Raw genomic sequence first — 16,105 nt, 5'->3', positions numbered from 1 at the left:
CTGCCCTTCCCTGGTCTAAAAGCCTCATCCTGGCATCATGGCAGGCTCCCGGCGGCGAACCGGATTTTGGATGGTTTCCCGCTCCTCCACCGCCTCCGGCACCTCGGTGCCTGGCAGTGGCCAGATGTGAAAACCGCCCGACGAGTCACCAGGGATGCTCCAGGTGCCCCAGATGCCCGGCACCGCCCCCTCGCGGAAACCCCGGTAGTGGACGCGATGCCCATCTGGATAGCTTTTGGTCCACTCGGCCTCCTTTTCCTCCTCATTGTAGTTTCCGCTGACCTGAAAGGTGCCTGCTTCATCATTTCCATGGCCGCTCATCTGGCCGCCCTGAAAAGTCAGCCATAAATCCTGCCCTCCGCGCTCCTTGCTCGGATATTGGTAATAGCCCGTCCACGGGCCCGATGGAAAATCGCTCGAAGGCATGATGAGCGGCACGATTCAGCGAGATTCCTCCCGCATCCAGCCATTTTCTCGCATGATCTGGCGCAGTTGCGCATGCTCCAGGGACACCGCCGGGACCAGCGTCTCCACTCGCTCACGCGTCCACCACGCACCGGAAGGATCATCCGCTGGAGCATAGCGATAGCGATACACCAGCACGCGCACATACTTCGGCGGATGATCCGAGAAGGGATTCTGTGCCAGCAGCCCCAGCGTGGCAGGGTCATTCTGGAGCAGCTTCCACAGGAAATGCGGCACCCAGGCATTACGCGCCCCACCCTGATAGCGATGCCAGGGGAACCACGCCGCCCAGTCCAGGCGGTAATGATACGGCGTGATCCACACCGGCCGCCGCATCACGTCCGTGGGCTTCGCCTTGAACTCATAGTCCTTCCAGTCCGTCAGCAAATCGATCACCTCCACATAAGCCCCCTGAAAGACCAGCTCGTAGCGCTCCTTGTCGATGCTGCCAAAGGCCCCATAGCTCCCCACCAGATGCAGCGGATCAAAAGACGTGTTCATCATCTGATTGGGCGAAATCAGATTCCTCACCGGCTCCACACTCCACCAGCCCACATAGCCCGTGAAGAGCAAAACCATCACCCAATGCCCCTTCGAGGCCGATTCCGCACTCTGCGCGGCCTTTTCCGCCCGCGCCGTGATGAAGCGCGGCAACACACGCCTCCACAGCGAATCGTCCATGCACGCCAGGCACGGAATGATCGTCAGCCAATTCAAAAACGACAGATTCCCCGTCAAAATGAGCACGCCCATGAATCCCACCATCAGCACCCCCGCGATGTGACGCGGCCACCGGCCCCAAAACGCGAACCACGGCACCACCACCTCCACGAAGTGATTGAACAAGCATCCCGCCTGATGAAACCACCGCGGCAAGAAGTGAAAAAAGCGGCTCAACGGCCCCGGCACCGGCTGCGTCTCGTAATGATACACCAGCGCGGAAAGCTCCTTCATGCTCCACACCTCATCGCCGCGTAATTTGATCAAACCCGCCCCCAGCATGATGCGGAACGCCAGCCAACGAAAAAGCCAAATGATCACCACCGGCGGCGCACGGCGCGGAAAAGGCCGCCCATCCAGCAGCGGAGCCAGCATCATCGCCAAAAAGCCCGTTTCCAAAATCTGCGTGTCCCAACCATACGCCAGCCACTCCTGCCCGATCGGCAGCAGGCTCAAATACAGCGCCCACAGCACAAAAAAGCATGATCGCATTCGCGTAGCCGCACATCACGATCAGGCCCAGCACCGTCCCCGTCCACGTCACCGCCAGAATCAGCTCATCGCTGATGTGAAACCAAAAAAACGACGGCGCTTTCCAAAACACCTGCCACGCATCCCCGCCATGCTGCTCCACCGCACGCTTCACCAGTAGATCCGCCGGCAGTAACCCATCATGCCCCACCAACGGGATAAACTGCAGCGCCGCCGAAAGGAAAGCCACAAACCACACCAGCCCCATCACCCTCAACAGCACAAAACGCGTCAGCCGGTAATCCTGCGACTTTGTATTCAGCCACGCCGCCATCCTCCGCCAAACATCCATGCTCGGTTTCGGGGGCTCCACTGGGGTGAAAGGCTGGTCATTGGTTTTTTCAGACTCCATGGCTGCATTTCTATCTGCATCCAGCATTGCTCCAAACCGCTTTTTCACGCCACCACCGGGCGGATCACCTCGCCATAAACATCCGTCAGTCGGAAATCGCGGCCCGCATAGCGATACGTCAACTCCTCATGATTCACGCCCATCAGATGCAGGATCGTGGCATGCAGATCATGCACGCTCACCGGATCATCCTGCGCCGCAAAGCCGAACTCATCCGTGCTGCCATGCACCGTGCCGCCTTTGATACCACCACCTGCCATCCACACACTAAAACCGTAGTGATTGTGATCTCGGCCTAGTTTCGACTTGGTCCCACTCATCTCCACCGTCGGCGTACGGCCAAACTCGCCGCCCCAGATCACCAGCGTGTCCTCCAGCATGCCGCGCTGCTTCAGATCGCTCAAAAGCGCCGCGATGGGCTGGTCGATGTCGTTCGACAGCTTGCGGTGATTCGTCTCGATGTTGTCGTGATTGTCCCAGGGCTGCCCCGCGCCATGCCAGAGCTGTACCATGCGCACACCACGCTCCAGCAGCCGCCGCGCGATGAGCGTCTGCCGCGCATGCACACCCTCGCCATACATTTTTCGGATATGCTCCGGCTCCTTCGTCACATCAAAGGCATCCGCCGCATCCATCTGCATGCGAAAAGCCAGCTCGAAGCTCTGAATGCGGGCCTCCAGCCGCGGATCGCTGCGTTCCGCCTTGTGCGCGGCATTAATGCGACGCAGCAGCTCGAGTTGGCGGAGCTGCACGCTCGTGTCCGCGTGTGGACTGCGGATATTTTCGATCAAGCGGTCCACCGCCTCGTGCTTTGAATCGACGTAGGTGCCCTGAAACGCACCCGGCAAAAAGGCCGCCTGCCAGTTCTCCGCGCCTTTGATCGGCATACCGCCGGGACACATCGCGATGAAGCCCGGTAGATTCTCATTCGCACTGCCCAGGCCATACGTCAGCCACGCACCCAGGCTTGGACGCGGCTGGATCGAGTCACCGCAGTTCATGAGCATCAGCGACGGCTCATGGTTCGGCACCTGCACCTGCATCGAGCGGATCACCGCGATGTCGTCGATATGCGCCGCTGTCTTGGCAAACAACTCACTCACCTCGATCCCACTCTGCCCGTAGCGTTGAAACTTGAACGGCGAAGGAAACGCCGCGCCCGTCTTCCGCTCCGTGATGCGATGACTCGGCACCGGTTTGCCCGCGTAGCGTGCCAGCGCCGGCTTCGGATCAAACGTATCCACATGCGACGGCCCACCATTGAGGAAGAAATGGATCACCCGCTTCGCCCTCGGCGCAAAATGCGGCTTCGCTGCCTGCAAATCCGCCAGCCCCAGCGCCGCCATGCCCATCCCGGAACGGGCAAGGAAATCACGGCGGGTGAGTGGGAGAGGCATGAGAAAGAAACGCTTATACTCACCCAGACCTCGCAGGAGCGAAGCAAAGTAGCCATCTCGCTCCGCGAGATGAGCCTGGCGTCTTCATTGCGCGGAAAGGAGCGAGTTGGGGGGAGGCTTCGAGCTAGCGAGAGTCTTGTGCTCATCTCGCGGAGCGAGATGGCTACTTTGCTGTCGCCTCAATCAACAAACATGAACTCGTTCGAGAGCATGAGCACTTGCGCGAGCTGCTCCCAGGAGGTGAGGGGCGGTTTCGGGGCCGTGGCGGCTTTTTCATCGACGGAAATGAAAGCGAGCGCGGAGGCGAGTTCGTCGGCTTGGGGGCTTCTTTGAAACAAAAAGCGGTAAAGTAGGCCGATGCGGTTTTCGGGTGATTTTTCGGTCGAAACACGGTTCACGAGCGCTTTGGCCTGCTGGACGAGGAAGGGGTGATTGAGACCAAAAAGGGCCTGTTGCGGCACGGTGGTCTCGGTGCGTTGCGGAATGGAGAGATCTGGATTGGCGAAATCGAAGGTGCGCATCACGGCGGGCAGGTTTTCGCGGTCGATGAAGGCATAGAGCGTGCGGCGTGTGTTGCTGGCGGCGAAGAGGGGCTCAGGACGGCCGCCGATGCGCGGATTGAGTCGGCCTGCGGCAGTGAGCCAGGCATCACGGGCTTCTTCAAAGCTCAAACGGTGGGGCGTGATGCTGGAGCCGCGATACGCTGCTGAAAGCATGATGAGCCGGTGCATTTGCTTCATGCTCCAGCCGCTGCGGATGAATTCGGTGGCGAGGAAGTCGAGCAGCTCTGGATGCGTGGGTGGGCTGCCTTGCTTGCCAAAATCACTCGGTGTGGCGACAAGGCCACGTCCGAAGTGGTGCTGCCAGAGGCGATTGACCATCACGCGGGCAGTGAGCGGATTTTGCGGGTCGGTGATGGCCTGTGCGAGCTCCAGACGGCCACTCCCTTTCGTAAAAGGCTGCTGCGGGCCGAAGAGGCTCAAAAACTGACGCGGCACGGCATCCCCCTTCATGAGCGGATTGCCGCGATTGAACACACGCGGCGTGCTCGGCAGCGGGCGGTCGGTCAAAATGGTGGCGTGGACTGGTGCGGTGCTGTTTTTGAGAAGAAAGCGGTCCACCTCTGCTTGCGCCTTCCACAGCTCAGTGGTGACGCCAGTGGGGAAGTACATCTCGATGTTGGCGATATGCTCGTCGGGCACGAAGGCGGGCGAATCAGGCTGGAGGAGCCCTTTTTCAGTCAATTCGGTGCCGGGGTGTTTTTGCTGCCATGCGATGAAGCGATGCACGATGAATGGATTGAGGTCTTTCTCTTCGAGTATCTGGCCAAAGACCTCCTCCGGGTATTTATCGAGCTCACGAGTCGCGGCGAGGTAGTCGGCGACGCGGTCGCGGGTGCGCTTCATCTGCTCCTCACGGCGTTTGGCCATGAGAGCGCGGTTTTTCTGCTTTAGCTCGGTGAGCTCGGCATTTTCGCCGCTGGCGCAGGGCACGAGCGCCTCTGCGCAGCTCTGGAAGACGCCGTAGAGCGCATAGTAGTCACGGGTGGGAATGGGATCGAATTTGTGATCATGACAGCGTGCACAGGCGACGCTGAGGCCGAGCGTGCCGCGCATGACGACGTCGATACGGTCATCAATAATGTCATGCGTGACGCCAAGGAAGCGCCGCCCAAGCGTGAGAAAGCCCATCGCGGCGAGATCCGGCGAGTTTGGCGGCACGATTTGATCTGCGGCGATTTGCAGCAGCAAAAATCGGTCGTAGGGCATGTCGGTATTGAGAGCGCGGACGACCCAGTCACGGTAAGCGGAGGCGTGGACCCAGTTCTTTTCCTCGCGGGCATAGACGTAGCCTTTGGTGTCGGAGTAGCGGGCCACATCCAGCCAGTGGCGTGCCCATTGCTCACCGTAGTGAGGAGAGGCGAGGAGGCGGTCGATGAGCGCTTCATAGCTCTCATGGGACGAATAGGACTCATAAGGCGGGAGGCCGGTGAGATCGAAGTGGGCGCGGCGAATGAGTGTATGGGCATCGGCCTGTGTGGCGGAAGATGTTTGGAGATAGGCGTCAATGCTCTTTGCCCTGCCGGGCTTCAGCGGCTGGAAGGCCCAGTGCTGCGCATGGGCAGTCACCTGGAGCAGGAGGGCGATGGCCGTGATGCGAATCATGGGCGGGCATACCGTGTGCGAATGCGTGGAGTGAGCCATTTGGCCGACTCGTGGGCGATGACGTTGTATCCGGCCATGTTCGGATGGCGATCACTGAACCAACCGGGCAAATGGCCGAAAATGGCATCGAGCCGGTTATCGAGCACGACGATCTGCGGATCGGTGCCGGGCTGTACATACGGTGCGGCAAAGGGTCGCAGTTTCTCCGGCACTTTGGAGAGAGCAAAGCGGCGGTAGTTGAGCATGTCACCGCCTTTGGCCAACTCGGCGAGATAACGCGGCGCGATGTCAAAGAGCGGGAGCTTTTCCGTCTCGGCGATTTTTTTGATGAGGCTGTTCACATCCTCGCGGTCTTTGCCAGTGTAGTAGGGGATGCTGGTCATGGCGATGAGTTCGGCCTTCGGGTGATCTTTGCGCAGACGCTCCAGCAGCTCGTGGAAGTCTTTGGGGAAGTTCTCGGCGAATTTTTCACGCTTGGCGGAGTCATTGATGCCGTAGCGGATGATGATGTAGTCGGCCTGTGGCTTGGTCTTCACGGCTTTGTCGTAGCGAGTATCGAGCAGGCGGCGGATGTACTCGCCACTGACGCCCTCATTATAAACGTCGCAGGGGGGCAAGCCCTCTTCACAGGCGAGGAGGCCGCGCAGTGTGTCCTCGAACTGCGGCTCGTCGGGGGCGAGCTTTTTCGGAATGCTGGCCTCTGTGGTGCTATCGCCGAGGAGGAGGATCTGCACGCGGCGTGGGCCTGCGGTGGCGGCAGTGAAGGCGAAGGGCTTCCCATCACCGAGGAGCTGATCGGAGGTAATGGTCGGGCAGATGTGCTTTTCGACATGGGCGACGAACAACTCCGTGCCGCGTGGGTGGCTGACGAAGGGCCAGCGAGCGGGATTGTACATCGTATCGGTCATGTCACGCATGAGGACGACGTGCTTGCCGTTTTTCGCCATCTGGCGCAGGCCAAAGGGACGGCCCGCGACGCACATATTCGTGTGCACGCCCATGAGGATGACGTTTTCGATGCCGCGTGCTTCCAGCAGATTCCAAATCTCCACGCCACTGTCGCTGATGGCGTCTTTTTCCTGATCCATGCGCAGGACGTCGATCTGCCGAGTCCACGGTGCACGCGGGTTCAGCCCTTTGGCGGTGAGCTCTGCGGCCCACTTCGTGTGTGCAGCGGGTTCATCATCTTCACCGCCATCGCTTTGATCGAGCGGATAGATGGCGTGCTCTTCGGCGGGGATTTGTTTGCACCAGTCGCCGATCTGATCTGGCAGTCGAGCGGCAGGCGGGGCGGTCTGCGCACGACCACGGGCTGGCGTGCCCGCGTAGGGCTTCATGCAGCTACTCGGTGCATGGATGATGAGTACACCGGCAGCACGGGCTTTTTCGAGCACCTGATTCATGCGGGGAGCCATCTCGCCCTCTCGCACGACGGCGTTTTTGCAGTGATGCAGGTCCCACATGTCGCAGACGATGACGGCGGTGCGTGATGGCAGCCAGGCCTCCTTCACCAGTGTGGTCCGCCCCGTGATGGAGCGGCTCTGGAGTGTGAGTGGTAGTGGCGTCTCCGCCATGGAGCCGGTGGCGAAGGATAAAAGGGCGGCGATCAGGATGCGTGGGTGCATGCGTGAAGTACGGGGCTCGCAGCGTTCCTTATGCACTCGCTATGAACACGATTAGCCGCCGCCGTTTTATTCTGAAGACCAGCCTCGCCGCGCCAGCCATCCTCCGGGCCGCGAATACCAGCGTGGAGAAGATCCATCTGGCCTTCATCGGCCCTGGTGGGATGGGAACGAATCATATCAAGACCATGTGTAAGCGTGACGACGTGGTTTTTTCCTGGGTCTGTGATGCAGATCGCCGCCGGGCAGAGACCGCCGCACGCCTGGTGCAGGAGCTCACGGGGCAGACTCCACGGATCGCCACAGATATGCGCCGCGTCTTTGAGGACAAAGCGGTGCAGGCCGTGCTGATGGCCACGCCAGATCATTGGCATGCTCCTGGTGCCATCCTCGCCGCGGAGGCAGGCAAGCACGTCTATGTGGAAAAGCCCTGCTCGCATAATCTGCGTGAAGGCCGACTCATGATCGAGGCCGCCGCACGCAACAAAGTGCGCATGCAAGTCGGCACCCAGAGCCGCAGCACTGCTAGCACCGCTCAAGTCATCGAAAAACTACGCAGCGGCATCATTGGCGAGGTCTTATGCGCCAAGGCATGGAACAGCCAACTGCGCAAAAACCACGGCCATCAGCCCACCTCCCAACCGCCCGCAGAGCTGGACTATGAGCTATGGCTCGGTCCTGTGCCTCCAGTGCCATTTAAAAGCACCTACCATCCGTCACATTGGCGCTGGTTTCACCATTTCGGAGCAGGCGACTTCGGCAATGATGGGGTGCACGACATCGACATCGCACGCTGGGGACTCGGCGTGGAGCAGCATCCGCAGCGCATCATCGGCCAAGGCAGCAAGCTCTTCTTCGATGACGATCAAGAGTGGCCAGATACACTTTATTGCGCCTTTGAATACGACATCGGCGGCAGAACGAAGCAGCTCATCTACGAGCAGCGTGATTGGTCACCCTATGTGCAGGAAAGTCACGAGAATGGCTGCGCCTGGTATGGCACAAAAGGCATGATCGTAGGCGGCAAAGCCAAGGGAAGCTGGCAGATTTACGGCGAGAAAAACAAGCTCATCGAGGAGCTCAATGCTGGCACAGGCCCAGACCTAGCCGCGCATCATGCGAACTTTTTCGACTCCATCCGCACTGGAGCAGCGCTGAATGCAGACATCACGATCAATCACCTCAGCACAGCTTTGTGCCATCTGGGCAATATCGCCGCACGCACACGCCGCGCCCTCGTCTTTGATGCCGCTAGCGAGACATTCACGGGCGATGCAGACAGCACCAAACTGCTGCGCCGCGAGTACCGCGAGCACTGGGCCACTCCGAAGGCATGAAATGGCTCCTCGCATCTCTCACGCTACTCATCAGCAGCGCCCTCGCTGCTGATCCGCTGCCGAGCACGGAGCTGGCCGCGCTCCCACGCACAGCGGCGCTGTCGGGCGATACTCCAGAGCGGGTGGAATTGGGCCGTTTGCTGTTTTTTGACCCGATTCTCTCCGCCACGCGAGAGGTCGCCTGCGCGAGCTGCCATCATCCGCGCTTCGGCTGGGCAGATGCTCGCCCGACGCCTCTGGGCGTGCATGCCAGCGGAATCGGTCCAGAGCGGAAATTGCTGCCAGGGGCCGAATTCATGCCGACACGGAGGAATACGCCGACGATCCTGAATGTGGCCTTCAACGGCCTGGAAGTGGCTAAAAAACATGATCCTGCCCAGGCACCGATGTTTTGGGACAATCGCGTTTTTGGCCTCGAAAAGCAGGTTTTGGCTCCCATCCGTGCTCGCGAAGAAATGCGTGGTGATGCCTGTACGGAGGCTGAAGCCGCTGCGGGGATGATCGCACGCTTAAAGGCCATTCCTGAATACCAGCGGCTCTTTGAGCAGGACATAAGTGTAGAAAAAGTGACACAGGCCATCGCTGCGTATGAGCGCACCCTCATCACACCGGACACGCCATTTGATCGCTTCATGCGCGGGGATGCGCAGGCGATGACTCCCGCACAGCGGCATGGCATGGAGGTTTTCCAGCGGGCGGGCTGCGCCCTATGTCACAACGGCCCCATGCTCAGTGATTTCAAGCTGCATGCCATCGGCCTGAGTGATGCGAGCACGCAGCAGCAGATGTTCCGCACGCCTACATTGCGTAATTTACGCTACACAGCGCCCTACATGCACCACGGCGGCAATGTGACTCTGGAAGAGGTGCTGTTCTTTTATGATCGGCTGATGGATCAGGTGGCGGAAACTCTCGATGGTGGTGATCAGGCGACTCTGCCGCCGCTCGATCCCCTGCTACGCCACCTGAACATGCTCCCGCAAGATCAAGCACCTATTCAGGCCTTTCTGGAGGCTCTGAATAGCGATGCGTATGATCAGCATGTGCCCAAAAGCGTGCCCAGCGGACTACCGGTGCCGTGAGGCCGACGCTCACCGTCGCCGCCGCGTTTTTTCATCACTCCAGCTCAGATCGTAGCTCTCATCTGGCAGGAGGAAGCCTTCTGGCCCGCGCTGGGAGTTCAGGTAATCTTGGAGGATGACGACGGCGGCGAGCTGATCGACGACGGCTTTGCGCTCCTGGTTCCCCGTGACGCCGCTACGAGCGAGGGAGGCCTCTGCCTCGACGCTGGAGAGCCGTTCATCGACGAATTCGATGGGCACTGAATGTTGCAGTTCTTTGCCGAGACTGGTGGCGAATTTTTCCACTCGCTCTGCGGCGCTGCCTTTTTCTCCGCTCATGCGAAAGGGCATACCGAGCACGATTTTCGCGATTTGGCGATCCCGCACGATCTGGGCGATGGCCCGCTCTGGTTGCTGATGGGCATCGAGCGTCTTGAACGGGCTGGCGATGATTTCCATCTCGTCACTGATGGCGAGCCCGATGCGGACAGTGCCGTGGTCGATGGCGAGGATGCGTGACATAAAGAATGAAGACTGCGTATCCGACGCTCACTCAAGCCACCGCTGCGACCTGAGGATGGCGGTCACTTCAAGCGCTCGATTTTGACAGGGCAGATGCCCTGGCGCTTGCCGAGGCCGATGGCATTGGCGGCAGCGGGGGTGAGGTCGATGACACGACCACGGATGTAGGGGCCGCGGTCATTGATGCGCACGATGACGGAGCGGCCATTGTGCAGGTTCGTGCATCGTGCCAAACAGCGCAGGGGCCAGGTCTTATGCGCTGCGGCCAGAGCGGAGACGCGGAAGGGCTCGCCGCTGGCGGTGCGGTGATCGGTGTAGATGGAGGCCATGCCATGCTGAGTGGCGATGACTGCGGGTGTAGGCTTCTGCGGTGCCACGACAGGCGCGGGCGGCGAGGTACAGGCAGCCAATGTGAGTGCTAGGAGCGCAGCGAGGCTTTTGAGGAAGAAGAAACCCGCCCGGTGCTGCCGGGCGGGCTCAGATGGTGTGAGAGTCGCGGGAGTCATGCGCAGGCGTGTGCGATTACTTCGCGGCGGCGGTGTCCTCTGGGTGGATAAGGCTGTAGTCGCCGTCCTTGCGACGGAAAAGGATGGCGAGCTTATGATTCTGCTGATCGTGGAAGACCACGAAAGGACGCTGACTGATTTCCAGATCGACGATGGCTTCATCCGGGAAGAGCGGTCTGATTTTATAGGACTCTTCATGTACGTAGGCTGGCGTGACGTGCTCGTCTTCGCGATGAACGGACTCTTCGTGAATGACGTGCTCCTGGATGTGGCGGATGGAGCCGTTTTTGCGGGGGCGGTGGCTCTTGAGAAGGCGGGTTTTGTACTTCCGCATGCGACGGGCGATTTTGCTGATGCTCTCGTCAATGCTGGCGTAGATGTCCTCGGTGGTGGACTTCACTTCGATGACGATGTGATTGGCGCAGAAGAGGATGATTTCAGCCATCTGGCGGTGGTGCCCTTGGATGTCTAAGATGACCTTTGCCTCGATGATGCGCGGGTAGTCGAGGTGGAGGCTGTCGATCTTTTTGTGTGCGTATTCACGGATGGCATCGGTGATCTCGATGTGGCGGCCTGTGACGACGACGGGGAGGTTGACGTTGTGTACTTGCATGGTGTGTTGGGGATGATGGTTCTCGCTTCTGTGCTTTGGTTCGATGTGGAATGTTCGGCGTTCAATACTGGAAGTTCAAGGCGCGGTTACATGCTGAAATTACTGCCGAGGTAGAGGCGGCGGGCCTCTTCATCATTGACGAGGAAATCCTTGCTACCGTGGCGGAGGATTTTACCTTCAAAGATGAGGTAGGCGCGGTCCACGATGTTCAGAGTCTCGCGGACGTTGTGATCGGTGATGAGAATGGCGAGGCCGGCCTCTCGGAGCATGCGGATGATGTCCTGGATCTCTCCGACGGCGATGGGATCGACACCGCTGAAGGGCTCATCGAGCATGAGCAGCTTCGGTGAGGTGACGAGACTGCGGGCGATGGTGAGGCGGCGTTTTTCACCACCGGAGAGCGTGATGGCGAGGTTATTGGCGACGTGGTCAATGCCGAATTTTTCCATGAGGGCCTGAGTCTGCTCGGCGCATTCTTTTTTAGAGTAGCCCTGTGTCTCCATGACGCCGAGGATGTTCTCCCGCACGGTGAGGCGGCGAAAGATGCTCTCCTCCTGCGGAAGGTAGCCCATGCCGAGCCGTGCACGCATGTACATGGGGTGATGGGTGGCATCATGGCCTTCAAACATGACTTTTCCGCCATCTGGCCGTACGAGGCCGACGATCATGTAGAAGGTGGTGGTCTTGCCGGCACCATTGGGACCGAGCAGGCCGACGATTTCGCCCTTTTTCACCTCGATATCGACGCCACTGACGACAGTGCGGCCGTCGTAGATTTTGACGAGTTGCTCGGTGTGGAGAAGCACATCGCTTTCACCCTGTTGGAGGGCTCCTGGCGCAAATTGGAGAGTTGGGTCGATCACTTCAGGCATCACACTCACTGCTGCTGCGTGGAGGTGGAGGGTGGCGCGGCCTGTGGGGTGGCCGCGCGGGTGGTGCGGAAAGCGCCGCCGTCAGCGGTGAGCTTGCCATTGGAATCAATGATGATGAAGCAGCGCGGATCAGTGGCTTCCATGATGGTATCTCCCTTTTGCACGCTCGGCCAACCACGTAGGGTGAAAACGCCGGTTTTGCCGTCGAAGATGGCGACTTCATTGCAATGGGCGATCTGGAGTTCACCTACGGGATCATTTTTCTCGATGGTGACCATGGTGCCGCGTGCGTAGGCCATGTCGATGGGGCTGTCCTTTGGCAAGCCACGACCAAGCTGGCCGGTCGCTTTCTTTTCGGCACGGGTGGCGAGGATGTCGGCATCACTGGCAGTCTTGGGCTTGCCATTGATGTTGCCGCTGGCATTTTTCTTCATGTGGATCTCCAGTTCATCGCAGGCGATGTTGAAGTCTGGGCTGAGGGCTTTCACGCTGCCTCGGTAGATGGCGGTGCTGCTATTGGCATCAAAGATGCCGGATTGTGTGGCGGTGATGACGGTCTGGCCGGTCGGAGCTGCGGGAGTGGCGATCTGTGGATCTTCAAAGACGAGTGGCTGGAGTCTCTGCGGCTGTGGTCCCACGGCGGCTGCGACGGCCGGATTGGCCGGACGGGCTACTGCGACGGTTTCGGTGACGGGTGCTGGATTGGGCGACTCTTGGCTTTTCCCCTTCACCAAGCCTTGGACGGTCTGGATGGCCTTTTTGCGTGCTTCTTCGGCTCCTTGGCCTTTGACGAGCTCTTGGGCCTTATTTTTGATGTCATCCGGTACCGCATTCATGGCGGCCCGGGCGGCTTCTTCGGCCTTTTTACGGGTTTCATCACTGACGCGGTCTTTATTGCCCTGGAGGAGGCGTTTAGCCGTATCGAGCAGGTTTCCGCCGCTTTTTTTCGGCTCACTGGCCGCGTCTTGCGCATGCATGCCGGTGCCTACGCAGATGAGCAGGCAGATGAGGGTGCGGGAGAGGCGTTTCATGGCTTGGGGGCGGTGGGTTTGTCGTCTCTTTTGGCAGTGGTGTCAAAGATGACCATGCGGATGTTTCCTTCCATCATCCCCTGCCCTGTGCGTGTGTCGTAGATCATGCGTTCGCCTTCGATCTGGAAGTCGCTGCGGCTGACCTTTCCGCCGCTGGTGCCGCGTAGGGTGCTGGTCTTCAGATTAAAATAGGCGGTCGGCATTTCGATGCGCAGGCTGCGTGCTTCTGTATCGGCAAATTGCTGCCAGGAGAAAACTTCGGCGTAGAGGCGCTCGTCATCGACTCGCCGCACGACATCGGCAGTCAGGAGTGAGCTGCGGCGCCCCTGGGCATCGAACTGCGGCAGGAGCAGCTCTTTATTCTCGACACCTAGGGGCAGTGAGGAGGCCAGCATGGAGGCGAGGTCTGTGTTGCTCGATTCCTGGGCGAGTATCCAGGCACAGCCCAGCCCACTCACGGCTAAAAAGAGGCCGAGAATGAGCACGGATCGGCTGCGGAGGCGGCTACGATCAGTCGATGTCACGGACGAGGGCATGGATGCTGCGGAGTTTTTCGACCACGGAGGCGATTTGTGATAGCGGGATCTGGTTGGGGCCATCCGAGAGTGCTTTGGCGGGATCTGGATGTGTCTCCATGAAAACACCATCGCAGCCTGCGGCGACGGCGGCCCGTGCGAGCACGGGGGCGAGCTTGCCATCCCCACCTGTGGCACTGCCCAGTCCACCGGGCCGCTGCACGCTGTGGGTGGCATCCATGACGCTGCGGTAGCCGAGCTCCCGCATCCAGTAGAGTGAGCGCATGTCGGCCACGAGATTGTTGTAACCGAAGGTGGTGCCACGCTCGGTGAACATGAAGTTCTGGCAGCCAGCGGTGACCAACTTGTCGGCGATGTTCTTCACATCCCAGGGGGCGAGGAATTGACCTTTTTTGACATTCACTGCGCGGCCAGTCTCGCCTGCGGCGAGGATGAGATCGGTCTGACGACAGAGGAATGCGGGGATCTGCAGCAGGTCGATGTGCTCAGCGGCGAGCCGTGCCTCTTCCGCAGTGTGGATGTCGGTCGTGACAGGCACGCCGAGCTTCGCACCGATTTGAGCGAGCAGCTTGCACCCATCTGCACAGCCCAGGCCACGATAGGAGGAGATGGCGCTGCGATTGGCCTTGTCATAAGAGGCTTTAAAAATCCAGCGCCAGCCATGCTGGCGGGCCATGGCAGCGAGCTGCTCCGCGACGCCCCAGATGAAATCTTCACTCTCGATCACGCACGGACCGAGCATGAAGACGGGCTCTGCGCCGTCCATACGTACCTGACCTATCTGCACCACCGGGAGTTGAAACATGCCTTTGAGGGTAAAAATGAGTTCGTAATCGAGAAAGCTAGGACTCCCATCGGTGGAAGTCCGCGCAGTGGAGGAGTAGCGCGGCACTCCGCCGTGACAATCACAGAAATCTACTGCGCTCCGCCTGCTGGAACGACCGAAGGCGGCACCCAGAAGATCCACGGACGCGGCTCGACGCTGCCCTCCTGGATTTGGAGCTCTAGCATGGGTGGACGCGGGTAGAGTGAGCTGGTCAAGTTTGGCACCGGATTGGTGGTCTGCCCGCCGGCCGGCCCCGCTGCGGCAGTGGCCTCTGGCGTGGTGAGCTGGATATTCTGCCCCTGCGCTGCGGCTCCAGCACCCTGCATGGGTGCGGGGGATGTCTGATTGAGTGCTCCGCTCTTGATCAAATCTGCGGCGATGACTTTTTCATTCCATTTGTCGATCCACTTTTGGGTGGTGGGATCATAGACACGCCAGAGCATGCCGCTGATCTCGCCCAGCAGTGCCAGCTCGATCGGTCGTGCGGTATCCAGCCGCTTTGATGGCGAAAAATTCAGCGGAATCTCCTCGAACTTCATCACCACCGTGGTGGTACCGTCTTTCGCCTGCGCGGTGCCGAGTGTGAGCACGCCAGGCGTCGCGGCATCGAAGGGCGACCGCGCATTGGCGATCTCGATGATCTGCGAGCCACCGCTGAGACCCTGTGAGGGGCGGATGCTGATCACGGCATCGGGCGGGAGGCGATTGAGCGTATTTTCCAAGAGCTCGATGAAGCGCTGGAGGCGCAGCTCTCGATCTGCCTCGCCTTTGATGGCATCAGCGAGCTGGAGGGAGCTCTGGAGGATACCAAACACGGCACCGACCAGCAGGGACACCAGTAGCAGCGTCAGCGCCATCTCCAGCAGCGTGAAGCCACGGCGGCGCTGGATGCTGAGGGTTGTGCTACCAGGGTTCATGGCCTGATCTTATACGCTCCGTGTGGCTTTGGCACCTGGCTTTTAGCAGAAGGAGAGACTCAGCTCTCATCCTCTTCTTCCCACTCGGCCATGAGGCGGGAGAGCTTGCGCTTCAGCCCCACTTTGGCAGCGGCAGACATGCGGTCGATGAAGAGGACGCCATTGAGGTGATCGATTTCATGCTGAAAAGCACGGGCGAGCAGGCCATCGGTCTCCCAGGTCTGGGTTTTGCCAGCGAGGTCCATGAAGGTCACTTTGATCGCAGAAGAGCGGCGGATGTCGCCACGCAGGCCGGGGAAGCTGAGGCAGCCCTCCTCACCGGTTTCCTTCGCACCACCGAGATCGAGCTTGGCGTTCATGAAGACGATGGGCATGTGCTGCATCACATCGGCATCTTGGCCGTCGATTTTGAGGAAAGAGATGCACTGCGGGTTGTGCGAGACGTCGATGACGGCGAGGTGCTGGTCCACGGCCACCTGGGGGGCCGCGAGGCCGACGCCGTTTGCCTCTTTCATCGTCTCCAGCATGTCGGAGGCGAGTTTTTGCACCTCGGGCGTGACGACCGTGATGGGGCGGCATTTGGCGCGGAGGACGGGCTCTGGATAGCGGACGATGGGCAGGATCATGGCGAG

Annotated in this window: 15 protein-coding genes and 1 pseudogene; 2 read left to right on the top strand and 14 right to left on the bottom strand. The window is 59.9% G+C overall.

Annotated elements, in window-relative coordinates; translation table 11 throughout:
* Window positions 1-24: 24 nt before the first annotated feature.
* The 5 genes and pseudogenes from IPK32_17415 to IPK32_17395 all read right to left on the bottom strand — a co-directional run bounded on the left by IPK32_17415 (window position 25) and on the right by IPK32_17395 (window position 7,255).
* Window positions 25-426, bottom strand: coding sequence for a hypothetical protein (locus tag IPK32_17415; protein MBK8093699.1), 402 nt, complete (start codon window positions 424-426; stop codon window positions 25-27).
* 15 nt (window positions 427-441) lie between these two features.
* Window positions 442-1,659, bottom strand: a complete 1,218-nt coding sequence (locus IPK32_17410) for a lipase maturation factor family protein (GenBank protein MBK8093698.1) — start codon at window positions 1,657-1,659, stop codon at window positions 442-444.
* Window positions 1,660-2,112: 453 nt separating this feature from the next.
* Complete coding sequence (locus IPK32_17405) at window positions 2,113-3,465, bottom strand: DUF1501 domain-containing protein (protein ID MBK8093697.1); 1,353 nt, start codon at window positions 3,463-3,465, stop codon at window positions 2,113-2,115.
* Between the two features lie 179 nt (window positions 3,466-3,644).
* Entirely contained in the window at window positions 3,645-5,669 is a 2,025-nt protein-coding gene (locus IPK32_17400; protein MBK8093696.1) for a DUF1553 domain-containing protein, read from the bottom strand.
* A gap of 722 nt (window positions 5,670-6,391) precedes the next feature.
* Window positions 6,392-7,255 (bottom strand): annotated as a pseudogene (locus IPK32_17395) (isochorismatase family protein).
* 41 nt (window positions 7,256-7,296) lie between these two features.
* Between IPK32_17395 and IPK32_17390 the strand changes: the two are divergent.
* Both IPK32_17390 and IPK32_17385 read left to right on the top strand, forming a co-directional pair.
* Entirely contained in the window at window positions 7,297-8,589 is a 1,293-nt protein-coding gene (locus IPK32_17390) for a Gfo/Idh/MocA family oxidoreductase (GenBank protein ID MBK8093695.1), read from the top strand.
* Window positions 8,586-9,671 carry a cytochrome-c peroxidase gene (locus IPK32_17385; GenBank protein MBK8093694.1) on the top strand — a complete coding sequence of 362 codons (1,086 nt, stop codon included), beginning with the start codon at window positions 8,586-8,588 and terminating at the stop codon, window positions 9,669-9,671. Before IPK32_17390 ends, IPK32_17385 begins: the two co-directional genes overlap by 4 nt.
* A 9-nt stretch (window positions 9,672-9,680) precedes the next feature.
* Here IPK32_17385 and ruvX read toward each other — a convergent pair whose 3' ends face one another.
* From ruvX to def, 9 genes are all read right to left on the bottom strand, one after another.
* A complete protein-coding gene (ruvX, locus tag IPK32_17380) occupies window positions 9,681-10,172 on the bottom strand; it encodes a Holliday junction resolvase RuvX (protein ID MBK8093693.1) in 492 nt (163 codons plus the stop codon).
* A gap of 62 nt (window positions 10,173-10,234) precedes the next feature.
* Window positions 10,235-10,678, bottom strand: a complete 444-nt coding sequence (locus IPK32_17375) for a septal ring lytic transglycosylase RlpA family protein (GenBank protein MBK8093692.1) — start codon at window positions 10,676-10,678, stop codon at window positions 10,235-10,237.
* Between the two features lie 16 nt (window positions 10,679-10,694).
* Entirely contained in the window at window positions 10,695-11,291 is a 597-nt protein-coding gene (gene raiA, locus IPK32_17370) for a ribosome-associated translation inhibitor RaiA (protein ID MBK8093691.1), read from the bottom strand.
* An 86-nt stretch (window positions 11,292-11,377) separates the two neighbouring features.
* Complete coding sequence (lptB, locus tag IPK32_17365; GenBank protein ID MBK8093690.1) at window positions 11,378-12,163, bottom strand: LPS export ABC transporter ATP-binding protein; 786 nt, start codon at window positions 12,161-12,163, stop codon at window positions 11,378-11,380.
* 5 nt (window positions 12,164-12,168) lie between these two features.
* Entirely contained in the window at window positions 12,169-13,194 is a 1,026-nt protein-coding gene (locus tag IPK32_17360) for a hypothetical protein (GenBank protein ID MBK8093689.1), read from the bottom strand.
* Entirely contained in the window at window positions 13,191-13,718 is a 528-nt protein-coding gene (locus tag IPK32_17355; protein MBK8093688.1) for a hypothetical protein, read from the bottom strand. The genes IPK32_17360 and IPK32_17355 overlap by 4 nt, the downstream gene beginning before the upstream one ends.
* The gene (gene kdsA, locus IPK32_17350; GenBank protein ID MBK8093687.1) at window positions 13,705-14,535 is read right to left on the bottom strand and encodes a 3-deoxy-8-phosphooctulonate synthase; all 831 of its coding nucleotides are present in this window, start codon (window positions 14,533-14,535) and stop codon (window positions 13,705-13,707) included. Before kdsA ends, IPK32_17355 begins: the two co-directional genes overlap by 14 nt.
* A gap of 110 nt (window positions 14,536-14,645) precedes the next feature.
* Window positions 14,646-15,473 (bottom strand): prepilin-type N-terminal cleavage/methylation domain-containing protein, encoded by an 828-nt coding sequence (locus tag IPK32_17345; GenBank protein ID MBK8093686.1) that lies wholly within the window; start codon window positions 15,471-15,473, stop codon window positions 14,646-14,648.
* A gap of 59 nt (window positions 15,474-15,532) precedes the next feature.
* Window positions 15,533-16,099, bottom strand: a complete 567-nt coding sequence (def, locus tag IPK32_17340; GenBank protein MBK8093685.1) for a peptide deformylase — start codon at window positions 16,097-16,099, stop codon at window positions 15,533-15,535.
* Window positions 16,100-16,105: the final 6 nt, after the last annotated feature.

The sequence above is a fragment of the Verrucomicrobiaceae bacterium genome (assembly GCA_016713035.1).
In the GTDB taxonomy this organism is placed as follows: domain Bacteria; phylum Verrucomicrobiota; class Verrucomicrobiia; order Verrucomicrobiales; family Verrucomicrobiaceae; genus Prosthecobacter.
Note: the sequence above shows the minus strand (reverse complement) of the source record. Positions and strands in the feature narration are given on the sequence as shown.